Consider the following 21,293-nt stretch of genomic DNA (forward strand, 5'->3'; position numbering starts at 1 on the left):
GCATAAAAGAACCAAAAACCTGAAATCCTAATGCACCACGAACCATGGCGAAAATCCTGGATTTGAAGGTCGACCGCGCGTCGAAGACAGCACTTGCAGAACAGATACGCGCGGGAATCACCGTCGCCATTGAGAGCGGGGTACTGCTTCCAGGTGCCAGGCTGCCGTCGTGGGTGGACCTGGCAGCGCAGCTGGGCGTGGCGCGCGGCACCGTCAAGACCGCCTACGAGCGGCTGACCGACGCGCAGTTGATCGTCTCGTCGCGTGCCGGCGGAACAAGAGTTTCCGAGCACGCGCGGGCAGTGCGCCCGAGCACGGACCGGACGCGGTCGATCGAGACGGATCTGCAATCCGATCTATACCAGCACTTCCTGCCCGGCCCCGCAGTGTTTCAGATGGGCGTGCCCGCATCGGACTGTTTTCCGACCACATTGTTTGCACGACTGCGCGCCCGTGCGGCGCGCGATGAAGTCGAAGCGCCGGCGTCCTATCCGGACCCGCGCGGCGAGCATGAACTCCGCCGGGAAATCGCCGCGCATCTCGCCTTGTCACGCGGCATCGAATGCCAGCCCTCGCAGATCTTCATCACGGCAGGTTTCTCGGGAGCGCTCGGTATAGCCTTACGCGTGCTCCAGGCCGAAGGCCGCAAGGCATGGGTCGAAAATCCGGGCTTTCTTCCGAGCCGCAGGGCTTTGTCCATTTCCCAGCTCACGACTGTTCCCGTGCCTGTCGATGATGAAGGCATCGACGTCAGCTACGGCGAAACGCACGCACCGGATGCCGCGCTGGCGCTTGTCACTGCGGGACAACAGGCGCCCCTGGGCCCGACGTTGTCGCTGGCCCGCCGGGTGCAACTGCTCGAATGGGCGATCCGCTCGGAGAGCTGGATCATCGAAGACGACTACTTGGGTGAACTCCAGCTCAAACGCCACGCGGCGCCGGCGCTGGCATCACAGGATCGAGCGGGACGGGTCATTCATGTCGGGACGTTCAGCAAGACGATCAGCCCGACGCTGCGGCTGGGCTTCGTCGTGGTGCCACCGGCCCTGGTATCCCGTTTCGATGAAGCTGTGGCCTGCCTGGCTTCCGCACCTGGGCCGGCCGTGCAGATGGCGACGGCAGAGTTCATGCGAGACGGCCATTACATGCGGCACTTGCGGCGCATGAAGCGCATCTATGCGGCCCGAAGCCAAGCGCTGCTGGCAGGCCTCGAGTCCCGGGAATTCGAGGCCTATCCGGCTGGACTGGCTATGGTGGTGCGGCTCCCCGACGACGCCGACGACAAGACGATCGCCCGGGAAGCCTACGCCTATGGGCTCGCGCCCGCGGCGTTGTCGGGCTGGTACTGTTCCACATCTACGCAGCGATCGGGGCTGCTACTCGGGGTGGCGACAGCGATTGAACAGCAGATTCCAGCCGCTTGCGATCGCCTGCACCACCTGATCCGAAAGTTCACCTGATCGCAATGGGTCGGGAGCGGAAGTTCGACGCGACAGCGGCGTCGGCGACCTGATGGATTTCCGGTTTCGGCCATGAAGCGTAGTTGGTCCACGCGATCACTCGGCCAATCGAACGTCGGCTCCAGCCAAGCTAACGGACTTTCGCTGGCCAGCGATGCAAGTCGCTCCATCGGCGGAAGCGGAACGCTCTGGTCATCTCAGAGACTTATCATGAGAACGATTTCTATTTCTAGATAATCCAGATACCGGTTGATTAGGGTCTGTTCAGGTCCGGTCGGCCCCGGCGCGAATCCCCGCTGCGATGAAGGTCACCAGGTACTCGGACTTGCGCCGCACGTCGCCGGCCTTGACCTTGCCGCCGGAGATGCGCTCGATACGGCTGTCGAACACGCTCATTACCAGCGCCCCCACGGCAAACAGATAGGCCCAATGCGCATAGCCGGCGCTGTTGCCTGGCAGGGCCTTGCGGATCGCCTTGACGAATTCCATGGCAAAGGGGTCGAAGTAGTCCGCAACAATGCCTCGCTCAGCTTCTCTTGGATCCGATGCCTCGCGTGCGACGAGCTTGGCGTAGGCAATGCCGGCCTCCGTGTCCTGGATCCGCATTACTGGCTGCACGAACGCACGCACGATGTGCTCCACCGGATCCTCGCCGGCGATGAGGGGTTCGTGTAGCGCCGCCAGCCGGGCCTCGAAGAGCGTCTTACGCCGTTCAAAGAGCGCGCGGTACAGATTTCGTTTGGTCTCGAAGTGGTAAACGATCAGCGGCAAGCCAACGTCCGCGGCCGCCGCGATATCACGCATCGACACGCCGTCAAAGCCGCCCTCGGCAAAGAGCCGCTCCGCTGCATCGAGCACGCGTTCGCGCTTGCTCGCTTCCGGGATCGGCAGCCCCTGCACTTCTTCCCGCGCCCTGCCCCGCGCCCCGACCGCCGACTTCCGCGCTTCCCTGCCTTCCATGCTGCCTCCATATAGACGCGCCATTGTAGCGAACCTCACTTCGCCACATTCGCACCCGAGTTTACCCCAGTGTAACGTTTGACTGTACGAGCGTACAGTCCGTTCCGTTCGAGACTGCACGATCGTACAGTCAGTGCAAACGGGTGCGTCACCTGCTTCGGCCAGGGGCACCAAATCAGGAGACCCATCATGCCCCCCAATCCTGCTTCGCTGAAGTGGCGCGTGCTTATCGGCTGCTTCCTGAGCTATATGTTCGACGCGGTGGACATCATCATCCTTGCCATCGCCATGCCGGCCATTACCGCATCCCTTCACATCACACAGGCGCAGGCCGGCTTGCTGGTCACAGCCACGCTGCTCGGCATCGGGCTGAGCAGCGTGGTGATGGGGAGGCTGGCGGATACCATGGGCCGCCGCACGGCGCTGCTACTGTCGCTGGTGACTTTCGGCGCGCTCACGATGGCAATTTCCGGCGCCACCGACTGGCGCCAGATCCTCTTCCTGCGTTTCCTCTCAGGCCTCGGCCTGGGCGGGGTCTGGAGCACGGCCGCGGCACATGTCAACGAGACCTGGCCCGCGCACCAGCGAGGACGGGCCACTGCCTTCGTGCTAAGTTCCTTCTCGGCGGGCGCAACCGTGGCCGCCCTGGCAGCGGCCTACCTGCTACCGACGCATGGCTGGCGCATGTTGTTCCTTCTCTGCGGCGGGGCCGTGGCCATCGCCATCTTCTACGTCTGGCTGCGCGTGCCGGAATCGGAGGTCTGGCTCGCGCAACGCTATGGCGACCAGTCCGCCAGAGCAAGCGCCGGCCGCGCCACCCTTGCTGAGTTGTTCGCGCCGAGCTTGCTGCGCATTACCCTGCTCGGCACCGCGACCTCGGCCTTGGCGCTGTCCGCGTACTGGGGCGCTTCGACCTGGCTACCGACCTTCCTGGTCAAGGAGCGGGGGCTCGATGTCACCACCATGGCAAGCTTCGTGGCCGTGCTGAATGTCGGCATGTTCCTTGGCTATAACGTCTTCGGCCTGCTCGCAGACCGCCTCGGGAAACAGCGTGCCGTGATCGCGTCGCTGGTCGGCTCCGGACTGACGCTACCGGCCTACGCTTTCGCCACGGACCATGCGACCCTGCTCGTCCTCGGCCCGGTATTCGCCTTCTTCATGGCCTTCGCCGGCCTCGTGGGCTCCTACTTCGCCGAACTGTTCCCGACGCACATCCGCGCAACCGGCGCCGGATTCTGCTTCAACGTCGGCCGTGGCATCTCCGCCTTTGCTCCGCTGGCGCTGGGCTGGGCGGCGACTGGGTTCGGCTTTGCGCCCGGTATCGCGCTGTGCGGCGGCTTGTTCCTGCTATCCGCGATCGTGGTTGCCCTGCTGCCACGCGAAATTGCCGAGCAGGATGCCGGTGTGGGCGCCCGCAAGGCGCCGGGCACCGCGCCGTCCCTCGATGCCAGTTGAGCCCGCCTTCCCCCTTTTCACGCATCTCCAAAGAGGACCTCCCACCATGACCCGCCGCTTCGTCGATCTCTCGATCTACCTGGAAAACGATGTCGTCTCCGATCCTCCCGGCTATGGCCCCCGGATCGAATACCTGTCGCACCGCTCGACCGCCGAGCAGGTCACGTCTTTTTTCCCGGGACTGAAGCCGTCCGACCTGCCGGACAGCGAAGGCTGGGCGATCGAGCGCATCCAGCTCAATACGCACAATGGCACCCACCTGGATGCGCCCTATCACTTCCACAGCACCATGAACGAGTCATTGGGGCAGCGCGAGCGCGCCATCACCATTGACGAGGTGCCGCTGGAGTGGTGCTTCCAGCCAGGCGTGAAGCTCGACTTCACCGGTCTGGACGACGGCTATGTGGTGACCGCTAACGACGTTGATGCCGAACTCGACAGAATCGGGCACGTGCTCAAGCCACTGGAGATCGTGGTGGTCAACACGCGTGCGGGCAAGCGCTACGGCCAGCCTGACTACGTCTCGTCCGGCTGCGGCATGGGGTTCGACGCCACCATGTACCTGCTTGAACGTGGCGTGCGGCTGACCGGTACCGACGCGTGGAGTTGGGACGCGCCGTTCGTGCACACGGCCCGCAAGTATGCCGAGACACAGGACGCCTCGCTGATCTGGGAAGGCCACAAGGCGGGCCGCAACATTGGCTATTGCCACCTGGAGAAGCTGCACAACTTGGAGGCGCTGCCGCCGCATGGCTTCTACATCTCCTGCTTCCCGCACAAGATACGCGGGGCCTCGGCCGGCTGGACCCGCGCCGTTGCCATCTTCGACGATGCCCTGAATGCCGCCTGATACCACCATGGAACTGAACCACACCCATGATGCCTCCCGCCACAGCTGGCTGGACTCAGCCAATGCTGCAGGCTGCGATTTTCCGCTGCAGAATCTTCCGCTCTGCATATTCCGTCGGCTTGGCCGCGCGGAGCCCTGGCGTGGCGGCGTTGCGATCGGTGACCAGATCGTCGACCTGGCCGCCTTGCATGGCAGAGGCTGCCTGCAAGACCTGGCCGCCGAAGCCACGCGGGCCGCCGCAGCGCCGACGCTAAATGCACTGCTGGACCTGGGTCCGAGCGCCTGGCGCGCATTGCGCCACGGCATCTTTGCGCTGCTGGAGGCAGACAGTGTGCATGAGCGTCCAGTACGCGAAACGCTGGTGCCGCAGGCGGCGGCCGAGTTTGCGGTCCCGATACGCATTGGCGACTACACGGATTTCTATACTTCGCTCGACCACGCCGTGAACTGCTGTCGCCAGTTCGGGCTGGAGGTGAACCCCAATTTTGATTGGCTGCCGATCGCGTATCACGGCCGGGTGTCTTCCATCGGCGTCAGTGGCCAGCAGGTCTACCGGCCGATGGGGCAGTACCGCGCCGATCCGGGCAGCGCACCTGTGTATGGACCTTGCCAGCGTCTGGACTACGAACTGGAAGTGGGCGCGGTGATTGGCATCGGAAATGCACGTGGTACGCCTATCCCGCTGGCAAAGGCACAGCAGCACATATTCGGCCTGTGCCTGCTCAACGATTGGTCCGCGCGCGACATTCAGACTTGGGAGATGCAACCGTTAGGGCCTTTTCTGGCCAAGAACTTCGCCACCACATTGTCGCCCTGGATCGTCACGCTGGAAGCCCTGCTGCCTTACCGTACAGGCTGGACGCGCGCCCCAGGGCGCCCGCAACCGCTCGACTACCTTCGCTCGGCGGACAATGCCGCGGCCGGCGCCTTCGACATCCAACTGGAGGTCTCGATACTCAGCGCGCGCCAGCTAACACAGGGCCGGCAACCGCGCACGCTGACCCATACCAGCTTCCGACACCAGTACTGGACGCTGAGCCAGATGATTGCGCACCACACCGTGGGCGGTTGCAACCTACAGAGCGGCGACCTGCTGGGCAGCGGCACGATCTCGGGCCCCGCCCCAGGCGAGGCGGGTGCGCTGATCGAACTCACAGTATCCGGGACGCAACCGGTAGATATCGGCGACGGCGAACAACGCGGCTTCCTTGAGGATGGCGATACCGTCGTGTTCCGTGGCTGGTGCGAGCGCGACGACTATGCGCGGATCGGCTTCGGCGTCAACCATGGGACCGTGCTGCCGGCCCCTGCGTCCGCCTGACCGTCTCCAACCCACTACTGCCGCGCGCGCCACTCCCCGCCGATTATGGGCTGCGATGCTGTGGTGAGTGGGGCCTCGCGCTCAGCTCCCTCGGGCGAATACCGGCATTCGCAATGCCGCAGAAAAGGACGACCGCCCCCGTCAGTGAGGCTGCTCATGCGCCAAGACCACGCTGTTCTTTTGAGGTGATCGAAGTAAATAAAACGGAGGAGATCAATTTTGTACAAGGAACGACAAGCAAGCTTTGCCGTCTATGGTAAGGCTGGTAGCAAACCGGGTGGCTCACGGAGGGCGCAACCGATAGTAAGGTTGTATGCGCTGGCACTCTTTGCGCTGCCTTGCGCGTCCTACGCGACCAACGCACAGCTATATGGACTCGCGGACGCATATGTCGCCGTTACCCATCTCAGTGGACAACGTTCTGCAACTGGCGTGGAAAGTGGAGGTCTGCAGACGTCCTTCTGGGGCATGACAGGAAGCGAAGATTTGGGAGCCGGTCTTAAGGCGAACTACCGCCTCGAGGGATTCTTCCAAATAGACACGGGTGCCAATGGGCGCGCTCCCACGGATGGCCTCTTTTCCCGAAATGCCTACGTCGGCCTGGAGGGCGGTTTTGGCGAAGTGCGTCTCGGGCGACTAGCAAATCCGACGTTTCTGGCGACCGCGCTCTTCGATGCGTTTTCCGGCTCGACGAAGTTTTCGCCGCTCCAGAACGTCCTGTGGACGCCCCAGCAGGGCCGATACATTGCCGGCGATACCGCGTGGAATAACGCGATTGGCTACTACTCACCGGAATTCGCGGGAATTTCGTTCCGGGGCTTGTATAGCCTTGGCGAGCAGCCGGGCACGAGTTCGCAGAACAATGCTGTCGGTATGCTGCTCTATGAGCGCGGGCCATTATCGGCGAGTTTTGCCATCCAGAGAACCCGGCTTGGTCCCGGACTTCCTGCGGGAAGCTGGGCGCAGACAGCGATGGTCGGGGGATTGTCCTATGACTTCAAGGTCATCAAGCTGCTGACCGAGTATGTCCACACAAGTACCAGCGGTGCATCAACGACGACCGACGCGCTGCAGGTGGGTGCCCAGATTCCGGTCGGCAGCGGGAAGATCCTGGCCTCTGCAGTGTCTTCACGCGTACGTAGCGATGTCATGGCGGACTATCGGCGTCACGGACTTGCCGGTGGTTATGACTATGCTCTGTCGAAACGCACGGACGTATACGCTGTGACGATGTTCGACAAGGTTACCGGAAAAGGCAGTGGCACCAGCTTTGCGCTGGGCATGCGCCACAAGCTTTAGCCGCTTACAAGATAAACCGATCAGGAGACAGACATGCAAATCGATTGGGACGTTGAAATCCCCATGGACGATGGTTTGGTGGTTCGGGCCGACGTCTTTCGCCCGAAAGAGGAAGGACGCTACCCGGTGTTGATGTCCTACGGGCCATACGCCAAAGGCCTGCCATTCCAGGTGGGATTCCCCGCACAATGGCAATCGCTCACTACTAAGCACCCGGAAATTCTGAAGGGCAGCAGCGGCAAGTACGCGAACTGGGAAACCGCGGATCCGGAGAGATGGGTGCCGTTGGGTTACATCTGCATTCGCGTGGACTCGCGCGGCGCTGGCCGATCGCCGGGCGTCATCGATTGCTTCTCCCCGCGCGAGGCGCAGGACTTCTACGATTGCATTGAATGGGCAGCGAAACAACCGTGGAGCAATGGGAAGATCGGCCTGGCCGGCGTTTCCTACTACGGAGCCACCCAATGGCTGGTGGCGGCGAAACGTCCTCCGCATCTGGCCGCGATCTGCCCGTTCGAGGGGTTCTCCGACTACTATCGCGACGCCTGCCGGCATGGCGGCATCCTCAACACGTTCATGGTGGCCTGGTATCCGAAGCAGGTGGAAAACGTGCAGCACGGCCTCGGACGGCGTGGGCATGTGAATCCCAACACCGGGTTGCCTATCTCCGGGCCAGCCGAGCTCAGCGACGAGGAACTGCTCGCCAATCGCGTGGACATCAACGCTACGCAGTTGAGCGCCGAGCTCATCACGGATAGCTACTTCGACGGCCGCCGTGCGGACTTGGGTGCAATCGAGGTACCGGTGCTTTCCTGCGCAAACTGGGGTGGCCATGGCCTGCACCTCCGCGGCAATGTCCAAGGCTACTTGGGGGCCGGCTCGAAGCAGAAGTGGCTCGAATTCCACGGGCTCGAGCATTGGACGGAATTCTATACGGACTACGGCGTAGCGCTCCAGAAGCGGTTCTTCGATCATTTCCTTAAGGGTGAGGACAACGGCTGGGATCGGCAGCCGCCCATCAAGATGCAGGTGCGCCACGTGGACCATTTCCAGGAGCGGGACGAGCATGAATGGCCCTTGGCGCGCACCGCATGGACGCCCGCGTACCTGGATGCTGGCACGCGGAGCCTGCAATCGGAGCCGGCCGAGACTGCTTCGTGCCTCTCGTTTGATGGCATGGCAGGCAAGGCAAGCTTCAGCACTGCACCCTTCGAGCGCGACACCGAGGTGACCGGCCCGCTGGCTGCCACGCTCTGGATCTCCACGACAGCCCGGGATGCGGACCTGTTCCTGACGCTGCGGGCTTTCGCTCCGGACGGCAAGGAGCACCTGATCTTGGGGGCAGTCGAACCCAATGCCCCCCTCGCGCAAGGCTGGCTTAGAGCGTCGCACCGAAAGCTGGATCCTCAAGCCTCCAGGCCGTATCAGCCCGTGCACACGCACCAGGAGATCCAACTTCTCGAACCGAACGAGATCTACGAGCTACAGGTCGAGATCTGGCCCATGTGCTTCGTCTTCCCGAAGGGCTACCGGCTGGTGCTGACTGTGGGCAGCTCGGACTTCGAGCACGACCTGCCCGGGCCCTATCCGCAGATTTATGGCAAGTCGATGCGCGGCTCGTCGGTGCTGCTGCACGATCACCCCGACGACCGCAGGTCTGACCGCTTCGCCGGTCAGACCACCGTTCACACGGGCGAGAGGTACGCGTCGTTCCTGCTTCTCCCCGTCATTCCCGCAACATGCTGAACGGAGGCGCCATCAGCACGACGCGTCGGAAATTCCTCGCGCACCGCTGGTGCATTTGCGGCCGCCGGCCTCCTGCCGCGGCACGCCGCCAACGCACAACAGGCATGGCCGGCCAGAGCGGAGGTTCCACCAAGATGACGCCGAAAGAGCGGCTTGCCCCGCCGCTGCGTTTCAGGCCCGAGATGGCGTCGCTCAACAGGGCTCGATGAACTTCTCGATCCATCCAGAGGCCCGGGCAATGCTTCTTCGCTCGGGAACTTGCAGCAGCTTGCGTTGCATGCCCCCCATTCGGACGGGTGCGTATCAGAGGGAAAGGGACGCGCTGACGATAGCAGCTCTACGAGCTGACCGTAGCTCGGCCCGAAGCGGCCATCGGTCGGCGTGATTGCGAATGCCAGAGAGGGGGCGCTATGCGACCCACAGCCATCCCACAGACCGGGCACTGAACCGAGAATGAGTCCATACACCGTCTTCGAAACGACCACCCGCCATAACCTTGCTAGATTTTGCAGCCTTCGGAATCACAGATCGCACCGATGTCGGCCAGCCCCTCTGGAGCGTCTATCGCAGCCTGGAGAAGAGCTCTCTCGAACACCGCAACCTCTCATGCACCTGCCAGGCATAGCCGGTGTCCGCGGTCTTGAAGCGCCAACGCCGTGGACACGCCAACCATGCCAGCGCCCAACACGATGATTTCAGCCTTTCTGGTATGCGAAGTCATGGAGTTTCCGAGCGATTTCACCGAACGGGAGTGTGAGAGCAGGCTTACGACGCGTTGGACTGTGGCGCCCAGGCTATCACCTCAATCTCAATGCCAACGCCGTTGGCCAATTGAGCCTCCACGGTGCTCCGAGCGGGGAAGGTTCCCGACAAAGTAGCTCTCGTAGACCCGATTGAACTCAGCCTTCGTCTTCATGTCCGAGAGCCAAACCGTCGCCCGGACAACCGAGTCCAGTTCCAGTCCAAGTTCCTTCAGGCTGACCCTGATGTGGTCAAGAACGTTCTCGGTTTGCGCCGAGATGTCGCCCCGAAACGGCGTCAGGTCACTGCTCTTGGGTGTCTGCCCCGACAGGAACACGAAGTCACCCGCTCGCACTGCTCTAGAAATTGGCGCCGCTACGGTCGAGGGATAGCGAATCAGGCCTTGTTTGGACATCCGTACCTACCTCAGAGATTGAGCAAATAGATATGGGGAAATGTCCTGCGCACTCATACACGGCCGCACGACATTTCCCCAGAGGAATTCAGACTTCCATGGCCCGAGCTGGGCTAGTGCGCAGCCGACAAAAGCATCAACCAGGAGCCTTGCGGGCCTGAGCCAATGCCTTCTTGCCTACCGGAACGGGCGCTTATGCGCCTTCGCGCCAGCGGGACAGACCCAGCAGCTCCAGAGTCGTACGGCCCTTGGTCAGGTCTTCCATAATTTGCGCTTCCTTGTCGAAGCGGGCCTGACCGCGGTCCAGAGTGGCATTGACGTGCGCTGCAGGAATCACAATCACGCCGTCATCGTCAGCAACCACGAGGTCGCCCGTTGCGACCGGCGTGCCGGTAAAGCTCAGCGGCTGGCCAATCGACGGTACGCTTGCCTTGATGGTGCCGCGCACCGAAATGCCACGCGAGAACACCGGGAAACGACGGACGGTCAGCGCCGCGATATCACGGACGCCACCGTCAATGACCAGGCCGACAACGCCGGCAGCCTCGGCTGCAACGGTCAGAACCTCGCCCCAGTAGCCGGCTACGAAGCCGCCGGTCGACACGACCAGCACGCTACCGCGCGGTACCTTTTCCATGGCCACGTGAATGGCCAGGTTGTCGCCCGGCGAGCATTCCAGCGGATATGCCGGACCGGCAACCGATGCACCCGGCCAAATGGTGCGGACCAGCGGGTCGACGGACGTCGTGGCGATGCCGGAGGCTTCGAACAGCGTGGACGTGCCCAACTTGCGTGCCTGCTCCAGTTGAGCGTCGCTGTAGGGGTTTTGCGTTCCGGTCATCATGCCTTCCTTTGCAGCGTGTGGTAGCCCAGCGCTTCGCGCGCCTGGCCGAGGGTCTTGCCTTGAGCGATTTGGTCGCGAATCTGCGATTCCACGCCTTCGATTTTGCGGGCCACGTCAGCGACTTCGCGGGCTCGGCCGCGCGGCACCACCACAACACCATTGGCGTCCGCGACAACGATGTCGCGTGCGGCCACGCGAGCCGTGCCGATGGACACCGGTACGTTAACGCCTTCGACCTGGACGCGGTCCTTGCCGGTGCGCATGAAGCGGCCGCGGGTGAACAGCGGATAGTTGTCACCCAGCGCCTTTGATACGTCGCGGCACACGCCATCGATAACGGTGGCGCGGATGCGACGCAGACCCGCGTACTGGGTCATGATGTCGCCCCATACCGTGCAGTCGGTGCGGCCGTCGTTGTCCAGAACGACCACATCGCCTTCGGCGACGTCATCGATAAAGTCGCCAACGGAGCCGGCCGGCGTCGTTGCGGAAGCGTACTTGACGGTAAAAGCGGGGCCAATGATGGTGCCCTTGTAGTTGTCCAGCGGCGCGATGCCGAGGCACTGGCCGGGCAGGCCCAGCTTGTCCATGGCATCCGACACGCCCGGCGTGTCCAGACCTTCGAACAGAGCAACCAGCTCCTTGTCTTCTGCGCTCATGGCTGGTGTGCTCATTTCTTGTCCCCTTGATTGATAGCTTCAAACTCTTTGTCGTGCATGACTTCGGCAACCGAGCGACCAGCGCGTACGGCGGCGACCATGCCATCCTGGCGGCGGGCAATGCGCTCACCCAGGTCCAGTACTTCCTCGATACGTGCTGCCGGCACGAAGACCGTGCCGCAGCGGTCAGCGATGACGTAGTCGTCCTGATGCACCGTCACGCCGCGGACTTCCACGGGCTCGCCGGAACCGGTCTGGATGACACGGTTGCGCGCGCTAATCATGGTGATGCCGCGGCCGTACACGGGGTAGCCAATCGACTCGCTGCCCTCGATGTCACGGCTGTAGCCGTCAATGACCGAGCCGCGGACGTTTTTCGACAGGGCAGCGTTGGCCAGGATGTCGCCCCAGCAGGAGATGCCGTCGATACCGCCCGAAATCACGAGGATGCGGTCGTCAGTCGTGACCGCGTCGATAACGGGCGAAATCAGGTGAACCGTCGGCTTCGCGTCAGCCTTCGGGCCGAGCTGAATCGTGCTGGCACGACCCACAATCTTCGGGCAGTCCCACAGCGGACGCAGGCCATGCGTAGCGCCGGGTAACCCCAGAAAATCAAGTGCGTCGGAGACGGTATTGGTGTCGAGCTCCGCAAGGCGCTCGAGCAAGGAAGGGTTGGTCTTCACGTTTGTTCCTCTCTTAATTAGCAATTCCAGGTAGTTGTTTTTCCCTGAGGACACATTGCCCATTGCAGTGCCGTTCCTTCAGCGCCAGAGCTTCAGTGCCGATGGCGCCGCACCCATTTGCAGTCGCTCGCCGCTATCGGCCAGCGTTCCGCTCGTGTTGCGATAGAGCCGGATTTGCCGGTTGGCCGCGTCCTGCACCAGCACGGCGCTGCCGTCCGGAGAGAACGCGTGGCCTTGTAACCATTGCCCACCAACGACTTGCGCCGTCGGACGCAGGTGGCTGTCTTCGATGCTGAACAGGCGGTAGCGCGCGGTTCCATGGAAAGGCGAGCTTTGTGGCTTGTTGCTGCCGTCAATGACCGTCACACCCAACATCCGGCTGTCGGGCGAGAAGAAGATGCCTTCCGGCGTCTGGCCTACGGTCACGGTGTCGACAACGCGCGGCTGCCTGGCACGCAGGTCAATCAGGCTTATCGTGTCGGCGTCACCCTGGCCGCCGCCAAGGTTGGTCACCGCAGCCCAGGAACCATCGGGCGAAATGTCCAAACCGTAGGGGCGAAGGCCTGCATAAACTTCCCGCTGCTCCAGCGTGACCGAGCGGCCGTCGATTGCAAGGAGGCTGACGCGGTTGTCACCGTCCCGGCTTACAAGCGCACGGCGCCCGTCCGGCGTAAAGGCAACGTGGGCCGGCCCGGCCTTTCCGCCCAGCTGTACCTTCCCGGCGACCTCGACCTTCTCGCCATCGATAGCGAGAACCGACACGGAACCTTCGGTACGGTTGGCGACGAGCGCGAGATTGCCGGCCCGATTGATGGAGATGCCCGACGCCCCGGCTCCGGTGTGCACGCTGCCAACGACGCGCGGTGCCGTCGCGCCACTTGGGTCGAGCGCGACAATGGACACCAGGTCGCAGGTAACAACCTTGGATGCGTCCGCCGGGTCGCGACGGGTGGAGGCGCTGACCAGCGCCATGCGGCCGCCAGGCGCAATGGCGATGGAGCTCGGCGGTCCTACCAGCGAAGTCGGCATCGCAACTTGCTGCGCCACACGCAGGCGGCCTTCGGACAGCTCGATGACGGCCAGAGAATCGTCAGCTTGCCTGACAACTGGCTTGCCATCGGTCAGACCTGCGCGACCGTCCTGCACCGAGAGGTAGTACGAGCGCTGCTTCGGCGCGGACGGTGTGTTCGCGCAAGCAGCCAGAGCAGCGAACGCGGCGACCACCAGGAAGTAGCGCAGGGACAGCATCGAGACGTTGGACATGTTCGTCGCCCTCGCGTTATTCGATGCTAGCGCCCGACAGCTTGACGAGCTTGCCCCACCTGTCGATTTCCGAGTCCACAATTTTCTTGAACTCAGCCGGCGTGTTACTAGTGGGGGTCGAACCTTGGTCCGCCAGCGTCTTACGCATCGCCGGGTCTTGCATTACCTTCGCAATGCCAGCTGCCAATTTCTCGATAATCGGGCGGGGCGTGGCTGCCGGGGCAAACACACCGTTCCACAACGTTACCTCGAAGCCCGGCAGGGATTCGCTCACTGCGGGGACGTTGGGCAGGCGCGCCGAACGGCTCTTTGTCGTCACGCCCAGCGCTCGCAGCTTTCCACTGTCGACGAACGGCAAGATTTCCACCATGGGCGCAAACACTGCCTGGATTTGGCCACCAATCACGTCTGCATTAGCAGGTGCGCCGCCCTTGTACGGCACGTGGAGCATATCGCCGTGGGTCATGCTATTAAACAGAGCGCCCGAGAGATGAGATGCCGTACCGTTCCCGGCCGAGCCATAGGTAATGGGGGACTTTTTGTTCTTCACGTAGGCGATAAACTCCGGCAGAGTCTTCGCCGGCACTGCGTTGTTAACCACGAGCACATTCGGAATCAGGGCCACTTGAGAAATGGGGGCCAAGTCCTTCCGGAGGTCGAACCCCATGTTCTTGTACAGCGTCACGTTGCTGGCAATCGTGCTCGTCGCCATTAGCAGCGTGTAGCCATCTGGGACAGATTTCGCGACGTAGGCAGCGCCGATGTTGCCGCCGGCACCCGCACGGTTTTCCACGATAATCTGCTGCTTGATTTCCTTGCCAAGCTTCTCGGCAAGCAAGCGTGCAGTCGAATCGGTGCTACCGCCTGCTGCAAGCGGCACCACTAGCGTGATGGGCTTCTGCGATGGCCAGTCAGCGGCATTGACTGTGAGGCTTGCAATCGCCGCGCAGGCGGCAACAGCGACGTGGAAGTAACGTCGGGACATGGTTGTCTCCATTGGTGGTTTTCTTTGCGAATGCGCTGTGGGTCAGCGCATCCTGCTAGCCCATCGCTTGTTATGGGGATATTCGCGATGGTGCTTAAACTGCTCGGGTTCGGACTGCTCCTACGCGCGTTCGCTCGTCACCGACACGGTGCCAGCGTCGGCATCGAGTTCGATGAAATCGCCGGTGGCAATTGCCGTCGTCGGGTTCTGGTCCAGACCTGCGACGACAGGAATGTTTCCGATAATCGCGCCAATCGTGGTGATGGGTTCCGGGTCCACCTGAATGAAGGCCACTGGGGCGGTACCACGCGATACCATGTCGTAAATCTTGTACGAGCCGCCAGTGGAGCCCTTCCCGGTGCGAAACACGAGAACCTTGCCGGCGATATTCACGCCCTCGAGTTCGTGTCCTGGTTCGGTCACGATGCCGGTCATGTTGTCGACACCGCCGTTGAAGCTGATGGCTTCGCTCGTTACTACCGCTTCACCCTTGGCCTTTCCGGTGACAATCTTGCGGCCCTTCAGTACGAATTGAGTGGTCGTCATGATGCTTACCTCCAGACGCCGGCAATCGCGGCGTTCATTACCCGTTGCAGATTCCCGTAGTGCGTGGGAAGACCAAATTGGCCCGGCGCATAGAACGCCATCTTTGCGGAGTTGGTGGTAAGGGTCTTGTAGCCTTTCGTCGGCGCAATCACGCGGCTGCGAGCCAGGAACGGGCAGGTTTCGCGCACCACAACACCACCCGCATCTTCGATGGTTTTGATGTAGCCCATGCGCTCCGCCATCGCGTACATCGCGCCTGCCGTGGTGACCCATAGCGTGATGTCCTTGTGGACCTTTTTGCCTTCCAGCGCTTCCGCGACTTCACGGATTTCCTGGACGGAGGCATTCGGGCAGCCGACGAGAATCCAGTCCACATGGTCGGACGGTTCCTTGTTCAGTGCGGCTTCTGCCTGCTCCTTCTCGGCCTGGCCAAACACCAGCACCTTCTCGGGTTGGCCGCCACCAAACGCTTCCTCGAGCGTCGGAGCTTCCGGGGTCACGCCCACAGCGTGGAACATGCTCACCGCGCCCGATGCAGCCAGCGCAGCGCTCAGGGCCTTGAGTTCTTCCAGGGTCGGCGTCGTCGGGACGCCGGTGAAGACCGGGGTGTCCTGGCCAGCAATCTTGCCGGCGAAGTAGCCAAGCGTGCCGAAGTCGGTCATGTCGTTCAGCGGAGCCTCGACCTTGATGAGGAACTTGCCGTAACGGTTTTCCTTCAGGTGGAAGCCGTATTCGGGCGTCCGGCCGGTCAGCGCCGATGCGAGACCGCTCGGGCCACCTTCGCGATTGGTTCGCGCACCGCAAACGGAGTTGGCGAAGACCACGGCGGAAGATTCCCCCCAGGCCATGTGTTCGCCGAAGCGCGGCGAGTTGCCGGTCAGGTACGGGATGCAGGTGTTGCAAGTGTTCGCGCCCATTCCAGCATAGGCGTCGGTGAGTCGCGTCTGCAGGGCGGCATCCGATTCGGGAATGCCGATGTCTTTCCACTGGGTCGGGTCGACAGCCGTAGGATTGGTCGTGACGCGGGTGATGAACGTACCGCCTTGCTTGCGGATGTCTTCGACGAAACGCGTTCCCGCCTCCTCAGCGACCAGCACGGAAGAGCCAGCCATATGCACGTTGTTGACCGGAAGGAGCCTTGCGGCTCCGAAGCTCTCGCCCAAGGCGACCAGGATTTCCATGGCCTTCTTGACGGCAGGGCCCTTATCCCCATTCAACATCTGGGTCTCTTCTTCAGTCAGTAACATACTGATGTCTCCATGTACAACCCTGACCGCGTGCCGCGGTATTTGGGCTAGGAAAGTCCAGGCTTTCCGCGCTTGAAATCAATCACGTGCAGCTCCGAGGCATCGCCACTTGAAGGCAGACATCGTCTGCGCAGGTGGCAGGTTGCTGTGGGGAAGCACTGTTTCTGTTCTGGGTCACCGTTGCGGGCAACCTTGATGTGGATGTATTTTGGTACTCGATTCGCGCCAAAAAAAGCGATAAATTGGAATAGTTATATATTCCTTACGGCAATGTGTGTGGACACGGAGAAACAGGAAGAATGACGTTCAAGCAACTCGAAGCCATCTACTGGGTCGTGCATTTGGGCGGCTTCGCACAGGCCGCAAACAAGATGCACACCACGCAGTCGGCCATTTCCAAGCGCATCCAGGAGCTGGAGGCGTTGTTCGACACGCCGCTGTTCGACCGGTCAATGCGCTCAGCACGGCTGACCGAGAAAGGCGAGGAGATGTACCTGCTCGCTAAGCGACTGCTGGAGCAACGGGACGCTGCCGTCGAGCAATTCCAGCGTCCCGAGGTCCTTGAGCGCCATATCCGGATTGGCGTCACGGAGCTGACGGCTATGACATGGCTGCCCCGGCTGGTGAGTGCCATTCAGACGAAGTATCCGAAAGTGGTGATTGAGCCTCACGTTGACGTCAGCGTGATGCTGCGCGACAAGTTGCTTGCTGATGAGGTGGACTTGATGATTGCGCCTGAGGTGTTCGACGACCAGCGCTTCGTGTCCACTCGGGTCGGCGCGGTCGAGAACGCATGGATGTGCAAACCAGGCCTGGTGCAACGTCGACGTCGTCATCGCATGCACGAACTGGCAGACCAGCGACTGCTGGCGCAGGATGACCGGTCCGGTACCGGCCAGCTCTACAACAAATGGCTTCGCGCCCAAGGGGTGCAGGCCGAGAACGCTTTGTACAGTAACAGCGTCCTCGCAATCATCGGGCTGACTGTCTCCGGTATGGGCATCAGCTATCTGCCCAAGAAATGCCTCGCACCTATGGTGGAGGCAGGCGCCCTCGAAGTTCTTCAGGTTACCCCCGCCTTGCCTCCAGCGAACTACGCCGCCATCTGTAAGGCCGACAGGAAGAGCATCCTGATTTCTTCCATCATCGCGCTGGCACAGGAGACATGCGATTTCAGCTTGATGTTCCAGACTGAGTGAGGCGTCTGCTCATCTGGCCTTTTGACGCCTGGTCTGCCGGTGCTTCGCTTCGAAGTCGCAGCATTGGCGCGCGATGTCCGCCACAGCGTAGCCCAATCCCGCCTGATGCTGCTTCAAAAACACGGCATAGTACGTGAGACTCGGAGCCACCGGGTCCGTGTGAACGACCTGTATGCGCCGCTCGCGAATCTCGTGGTTGAACAAGCGCAATGGGACACAACTCACGCCTACACCTGCCTCAACGAGGCCGGCCAGGGCCACTAGGCTGTTGCTGCCATTGATACGCTGAGGTTCAACGCCGGCTTGGGCGAACTGGGTATCGCAGAGCATACGTGCGCCGGACCCCTTGTCCTGCTGGATTAAAGGTAGCTCCGATAACTGCTGGAGTGAGTACACCTTCGTGGCATCGAAAGCACCTGACGGCGCCACCCAGCCGAACTCAACTGAGCCTAAGCGTACTGACGCCAACTTCGAATCATTAAAGGGCTCGATAATCACAGCAATATCGAGACGTCCGTCCATTACCTTGTCATGCAACGACGCAGACAAGTCCACGTCGGGCTGCAACGTGACCTGCGGATAGATGCTTTTGAGCTTGCGCACGAGCGCGGGGAACCAGGTGAGCGCCACCATCTCCGTGATGCCGATATGGAGCGTACGTGCGACGTGCTTTGCGGACGCCTTCACCTCTTCCAAGCGGACCGTAGCAGCCAAGAAACCCTCACACAACGCTAGCAACTCCTGACCTTTCGGCGTCAATGCTGACTTGCGCCCAGACATCTCAAAAAGCGGTAGCCCTGCAACGCGCTCCAGTTCCTGCAGCCGTTTGGTTGCAGCAGACTGGGTGACGTGCAGCTTGAACGCTGCACGCTGCACCGTTCCGAGCTTGGCCGTCCAGTAGAACGCCTCGACTTGCTTAATGGTAATCAAGAGGCGGACCCTCCCGTGGCCGTTTCGCGCGCCCCGTTGAAGACCTGGTACGAGCCCTCAAAATCGCAAGTCTTCCGAGCGATAGCAACGATGTTCCGCAAGAACGGGGTAGCGACGTCGGAACGAATCATCGTGACGTAGCGCAAGGGAGGCATCCGCGGAGTAACGTCCAGCGCGACAAGCTGCCCCGACTCGACAAGGTTTGCGATGACAGACAGGGGTAGATAGGTAATGCCCTGTCCCGCCGCCGCGAGCCCAACCAAAGCGATGACGCTGTTGCAGGTGATGGTCATCCGCGGCAATGCGGCGGACTTGCGCAACCACTCACCGATTAAGACACCGGACCCGGACAGCTCGCCCTGCGTCAGAATCGTGTACTCGCAGAGCTCCGGGAGAGACAGCTTCGCGTTCGGGGATACCAGGATTGGGCTGCAATACCACTCATTTTGTACGTCTGCCAAGGTGTCCTTGACATAGCCCGACGCACCGAATGCATCGGGAAGAATGGCCATGTCGATATGACCCGCCTGGAGCCGGTCACGAAGGTGGGCGCTGTGGTCTACCTCCGGTTCAATAACGACCTGCGGATACTCGGCTCGAATTGCCTCCAGCAACCGTGGCAACCAGGTAAGGGCAGTGAGCTCGGTGACACCGAGCCGAAGCTTCCGAACAAGTATCTCCTTGCTGACGATTCGCTCAAGCAGCACGTCGCGCTGGCGCAGGACAGCCTTGGCTCGACTGAGCACTTCCGTACCCTCAACCGACAGCCGCGCCGAGCGCCCCTCCCGGTCCAACAAGGGGAATCCGAACCCCTCCTCAAACTCCCGGATTTGGCGCGACACCGCCGAGTGGACCACGCCGAGCCGGCGCGCCGCAGCGTCAACCGACCCGCATTCCGCAAACGCCACAAGGGCTTCCAGCTGCTTGATGGTCGTCATTACCTAAGGGCTAACCCCGTCGATTCGTCTCAATTTGGAATTAATCATACTCCGAAAATGTCTCTTTAACTAATCAAATCCGTCTGCAAGAATTCGTGCAACGGTGAGCCAACAAGGCGCTCACCGCTGGGAAATAACACCTGCCCTTCCCAAGGCACCCCCACTTGGAGAGACCCCATGAAGTCCATCGTCAAAGCAAGCTTCGCTGCACTGGCTTGTGCCGTAGCCGTGGTCGGAACTGCCCACGCCGACCAACTGGCGGATATCAAAGCACGAGGCACGCTGGTCTGTGGCGTGCTCAGCAATCTTGAGCCCTTTGGCTTTCAGGACCCGAATACGCGCGAGCTGGCCGGCTATGACGTCGACTTCTGCAAGGCCATCGCAAAGTCCCTCGGCGTGAAGCCCGAACTGAAGGCTGTTTCGCTCGAAGCACGCATTCCTGAACTGAGCCAGGGCCGCGTGGACATCCTTGCAGCTGTGCTTGGATACACCCCGGCCCGTGCCGAACAGATTGCCTTCTCCGAGGCCTACTTCGTCAGCGAACACCGGCTGGCGGTGAAGACCACCGGCCCATTCAACCAACGTGATGACTTGGCCGGCAAACGCATCAGCACCATCAAGGGAGCGAGCTCGGCTCTCTTCGTCCAGAAGGTGCTCCCGTCGGCACAACTGGTCAGCTACGACGATGCCCCGTCGGCGTTCATGGCACTCGTGCAAGGCAAGGTGGATGGCTTCGGCCTGTCGGAGTCGATGTTGCGCCGCTTCGTCGCGAAGCTCGGCCCGAGCGGCAACATCAAGGTTATCTCGCCATCCATCGGCCGCGAGGACTGGGGCCTGGGTATCAAGAAGGGTGAGCCCGCCCTGGAGAAGGCTGTGAATGCGGCTCTCGACGACATGGAAAAGGCCGGCGAGGCACACCAAATCTTCGACAAGTGGCTCGGCGAGAAGACGCTGTTCCAGATGAAGCGCGAGTTCCGCATCCAGCCCATCAAGGGCTAAGGCATCGGCGGGGGCCTGGCTAAGCGCCATGGCCCCAGCGTAGGAGCGAATTATGTTCTCCCATCTGAATTTCTCCGCAATCGTCGCCGCACCATACGGCGAGCAGCTGCTCAAGGGCCTGGAACTCACCGCCTGGCTTACTGCTTCAAGCTGGATTCTTGCCTTCGTACTTGGCACCGTCCTCGCCACCGTGCGCGTATCCGGTAGCGCCATCGCCGAGCGGTTTGTCGCTTGCTACGTCGCCTACCACCAGAACGTGCCCATGCTTGTTCACATCCTGCTCTGGTACTTCGGTATCCCAACGATACTGCCCGAGTCGGTCCAGACATGGGCAAACGCAAATGGCGGGGAGATGATTTTCGCCAGCATTGCAATCGGTCTGTGCATGGCGGCCTATTTCTCCGAAGACATCCGCAGCGGCCTTCGTTCAATCCCCGTCGGGCAGCACGAAGCATCGCGCTCGCTCGGTCTGAGCTACATCGGGTCGATGCGGTACGTGATTCTTCCGCAGGCCTTCCGCATAGCGTTGCCACCTTTCATTAACCACACGGTGCTTCTGTTCAAGAACACCAGCCTGGCCATGGCGGTGGGTGCAGCCGAACTGACCTACGCGGTGCGGGAAGTCGAGAACCACACCTTCCGCACGTTCGAGGCCTACATGCTCGCTACAGCTTTCTACCTAACGATATCCCTGGGATTGATGGCCATCGGCGCAGCAACCGCACAGCGCACGCGCATTCCGGCGAGGTAAGC

General features: G+C 61.7%; 20 protein-coding genes. 9 read left to right on the forward strand and 11 right to left on the reverse strand.

What is annotated here, in order from left to right; translation table 11 throughout:
- Positions 1 to 44: 44 nt before the first annotated feature.
- Positions 45 to 1,460: a MocR-like pyridoxine biosynthesis transcription factor PdxR gene (gene pdxR, locus AC3WL8_RS34670; protein ID WP_492379766.1), complete on the forward strand. Its 1,416-nt coding sequence runs from the start codon at positions 45 to 47 to the stop codon at positions 1,458 to 1,460.
- Positions 1,461 to 1,724: 264 nt separating this feature from the next.
- On the opposite strand, the gene AC3WL8_RS34675 is transcribed toward pdxR, so the two are convergent.
- On the reverse strand, positions 1,725 to 2,420 hold the full coding sequence (locus tag AC3WL8_RS34675; RefSeq protein ID WP_041228960.1) for a TetR/AcrR family transcriptional regulator: 696 nt from the start codon (positions 2,418 to 2,420) through the stop codon (positions 1,725 to 1,727).
- Positions 2,421 to 2,609: 189 nt separating this feature from the next.
- Between AC3WL8_RS34675 and AC3WL8_RS34680 the strand changes: the two genes are divergently transcribed.
- The 5 genes from AC3WL8_RS34680 (at position 2,610) to AC3WL8_RS34700 (ending at position 9,091) form a co-directional block, all read left to right on the forward strand.
- Positions 2,610 to 3,875 carry an MFS transporter gene (locus tag AC3WL8_RS34680; RefSeq protein ID WP_492379767.1) on the forward strand — a complete coding sequence of 422 codons (1,266 nt, stop codon included), beginning with the start codon at positions 2,610 to 2,612 and terminating at the stop codon, positions 3,873 to 3,875.
- Positions 3,876 to 3,921: 46 nt separating this feature from the next.
- The gene (locus AC3WL8_RS34685; protein WP_041228959.1) at positions 3,922 to 4,725 is read left to right on the forward strand and encodes a cyclase family protein; all 804 of its coding nucleotides are present in this window, start codon (positions 3,922 to 3,924) and stop codon (positions 4,723 to 4,725) included.
- A 7-nt stretch (positions 4,726 to 4,732) separates the two neighbouring features.
- Complete coding sequence (gene fahA / locus AC3WL8_RS34690; RefSeq protein WP_492379791.1) at positions 4,733 to 6,046, forward strand: fumarylacetoacetase; 1,314 nt, start codon at positions 4,733 to 4,735, stop codon at positions 6,044 to 6,046.
- Between the two features lie 309 nt (positions 6,047 to 6,355).
- The gene (locus AC3WL8_RS34695) at positions 6,356 to 7,345 is read left to right on the forward strand and encodes a porin (protein WP_492379792.1); all 990 of its coding nucleotides are present in this window, start codon (positions 6,356 to 6,358) and stop codon (positions 7,343 to 7,345) included.
- 33 nt (positions 7,346 to 7,378) lie between these two features.
- On the forward strand, positions 7,379 to 9,091 hold the full coding sequence (locus AC3WL8_RS34700) for a CocE/NonD family hydrolase (protein ID WP_492379768.1): 1,713 nt from the start codon (positions 7,379 to 7,381) through the stop codon (positions 9,089 to 9,091).
- A gap of 808 nt (positions 9,092 to 9,899) precedes the next feature.
- On the opposite strand, the gene AC3WL8_RS34705 is transcribed toward AC3WL8_RS34700, so the two are convergent.
- The 8 genes from AC3WL8_RS34705 to AC3WL8_RS34740 all read right to left on the reverse strand — a co-directional run bounded on the left by AC3WL8_RS34705 (position 9,900) and on the right by AC3WL8_RS34740 (position 16,474).
- Positions 9,900 to 10,247: a RidA family protein gene (locus AC3WL8_RS34705; RefSeq protein ID WP_492379769.1), complete on the reverse strand. Its 348-nt coding sequence runs from the start codon at positions 10,245 to 10,247 to the stop codon at positions 9,900 to 9,902.
- Between the two features lie 193 nt (positions 10,248 to 10,440).
- Positions 10,441 to 11,091, reverse strand: a complete 651-nt coding sequence (locus tag AC3WL8_RS34710) for an RraA family protein (RefSeq protein ID WP_492379770.1) — start codon at positions 11,089 to 11,091, stop codon at positions 10,441 to 10,443.
- Positions 11,088 to 11,750 carry an RraA family protein gene (locus AC3WL8_RS34715; RefSeq protein ID WP_492379771.1) on the reverse strand — a complete coding sequence of 221 codons (663 nt, stop codon included), beginning with the start codon at positions 11,748 to 11,750 and terminating at the stop codon, positions 11,088 to 11,090. The genes AC3WL8_RS34710 and AC3WL8_RS34715 overlap by 4 nt, the downstream gene beginning before the upstream one ends.
- An 11-nt stretch (positions 11,751 to 11,761) precedes the next feature.
- Entirely contained in the window at positions 11,762 to 12,433 is a 672-nt protein-coding gene (locus AC3WL8_RS34720) for an RraA family protein (protein WP_492379772.1), read from the reverse strand.
- 78 nt (positions 12,434 to 12,511) lie between these two features.
- The gene (locus AC3WL8_RS34725; protein ID WP_492379773.1) at positions 12,512 to 13,696 is read right to left on the reverse strand and encodes a YncE family protein; all 1,185 of its coding nucleotides are present in this window, start codon (positions 13,694 to 13,696) and stop codon (positions 12,512 to 12,514) included.
- Positions 13,697 to 13,712: 16 nt separating this feature from the next.
- Positions 13,713 to 14,681, reverse strand: coding sequence for a tripartite tricarboxylate transporter substrate binding protein (locus tag AC3WL8_RS34730; RefSeq protein WP_492379774.1), 969 nt, complete (start codon positions 14,679 to 14,681; stop codon positions 13,713 to 13,715).
- 120 nt (positions 14,682 to 14,801) lie between these two features.
- The gene (locus AC3WL8_RS34735; RefSeq protein WP_492379775.1) at positions 14,802 to 15,227 is read right to left on the reverse strand and encodes an aconitase X swivel domain-containing protein; all 426 of its coding nucleotides are present in this window, start codon (positions 15,225 to 15,227) and stop codon (positions 14,802 to 14,804) included.
- Positions 15,228 to 15,232: 5 nt separating this feature from the next.
- Complete coding sequence (locus AC3WL8_RS34740; protein WP_492379776.1) at positions 15,233 to 16,474, reverse strand: aconitase X; 1,242 nt, start codon at positions 16,472 to 16,474, stop codon at positions 15,233 to 15,235.
- A 299-nt stretch (positions 16,475 to 16,773) separates the two neighbouring features.
- On the opposite strand from AC3WL8_RS34740, the gene AC3WL8_RS34745 reads away from it, so the two are divergent.
- Positions 16,774 to 17,673, forward strand: a complete 900-nt coding sequence (locus tag AC3WL8_RS34745; RefSeq protein WP_492379777.1) for a LysR family transcriptional regulator — start codon at positions 16,774 to 16,776, stop codon at positions 17,671 to 17,673.
- A 9-nt stretch (positions 17,674 to 17,682) separates the two neighbouring features.
- Here AC3WL8_RS34745 and AC3WL8_RS34750 read toward each other — a convergent pair whose 3' ends face one another.
- Both AC3WL8_RS34750 and AC3WL8_RS34755 read right to left on the reverse strand, forming a co-directional pair.
- The gene (locus AC3WL8_RS34750; RefSeq protein WP_492379778.1) at positions 17,683 to 18,603 is read right to left on the reverse strand and encodes a LysR family transcriptional regulator; all 921 of its coding nucleotides are present in this window, start codon (positions 18,601 to 18,603) and stop codon (positions 17,683 to 17,685) included.
- On the reverse strand, positions 18,600 to 19,541 hold the full coding sequence (locus tag AC3WL8_RS34755) for a LysR family transcriptional regulator (protein WP_492379779.1): 942 nt from the start codon (positions 19,539 to 19,541) through the stop codon (positions 18,600 to 18,602). The genes AC3WL8_RS34750 and AC3WL8_RS34755 overlap by 4 nt, the downstream gene beginning before the upstream one ends.
- Positions 19,542 to 19,718: 177 nt before the next feature.
- Here AC3WL8_RS34755 and AC3WL8_RS34760 point away from each other — a divergent pair, with 177 nt between their 5' ends.
- Both AC3WL8_RS34760 and AC3WL8_RS34765 read left to right on the forward strand, forming a co-directional pair.
- A complete protein-coding gene (locus AC3WL8_RS34760; RefSeq protein WP_492379780.1) occupies positions 19,719 to 20,540 on the forward strand; it encodes an ABC transporter substrate-binding protein in 822 nt (273 codons plus the stop codon).
- A gap of 52 nt (positions 20,541 to 20,592) precedes the next feature.
- Complete coding sequence (locus tag AC3WL8_RS34765) at positions 20,593 to 21,291, forward strand: amino acid ABC transporter permease (RefSeq protein ID WP_492379781.1); 699 nt, start codon at positions 20,593 to 20,595, stop codon at positions 21,289 to 21,291.
- Positions 21,292 to 21,293: the final 2 nt, after the last annotated feature.

Source organism: Cupriavidus sp. FW305-F7, from assembly GCF_058782875.1.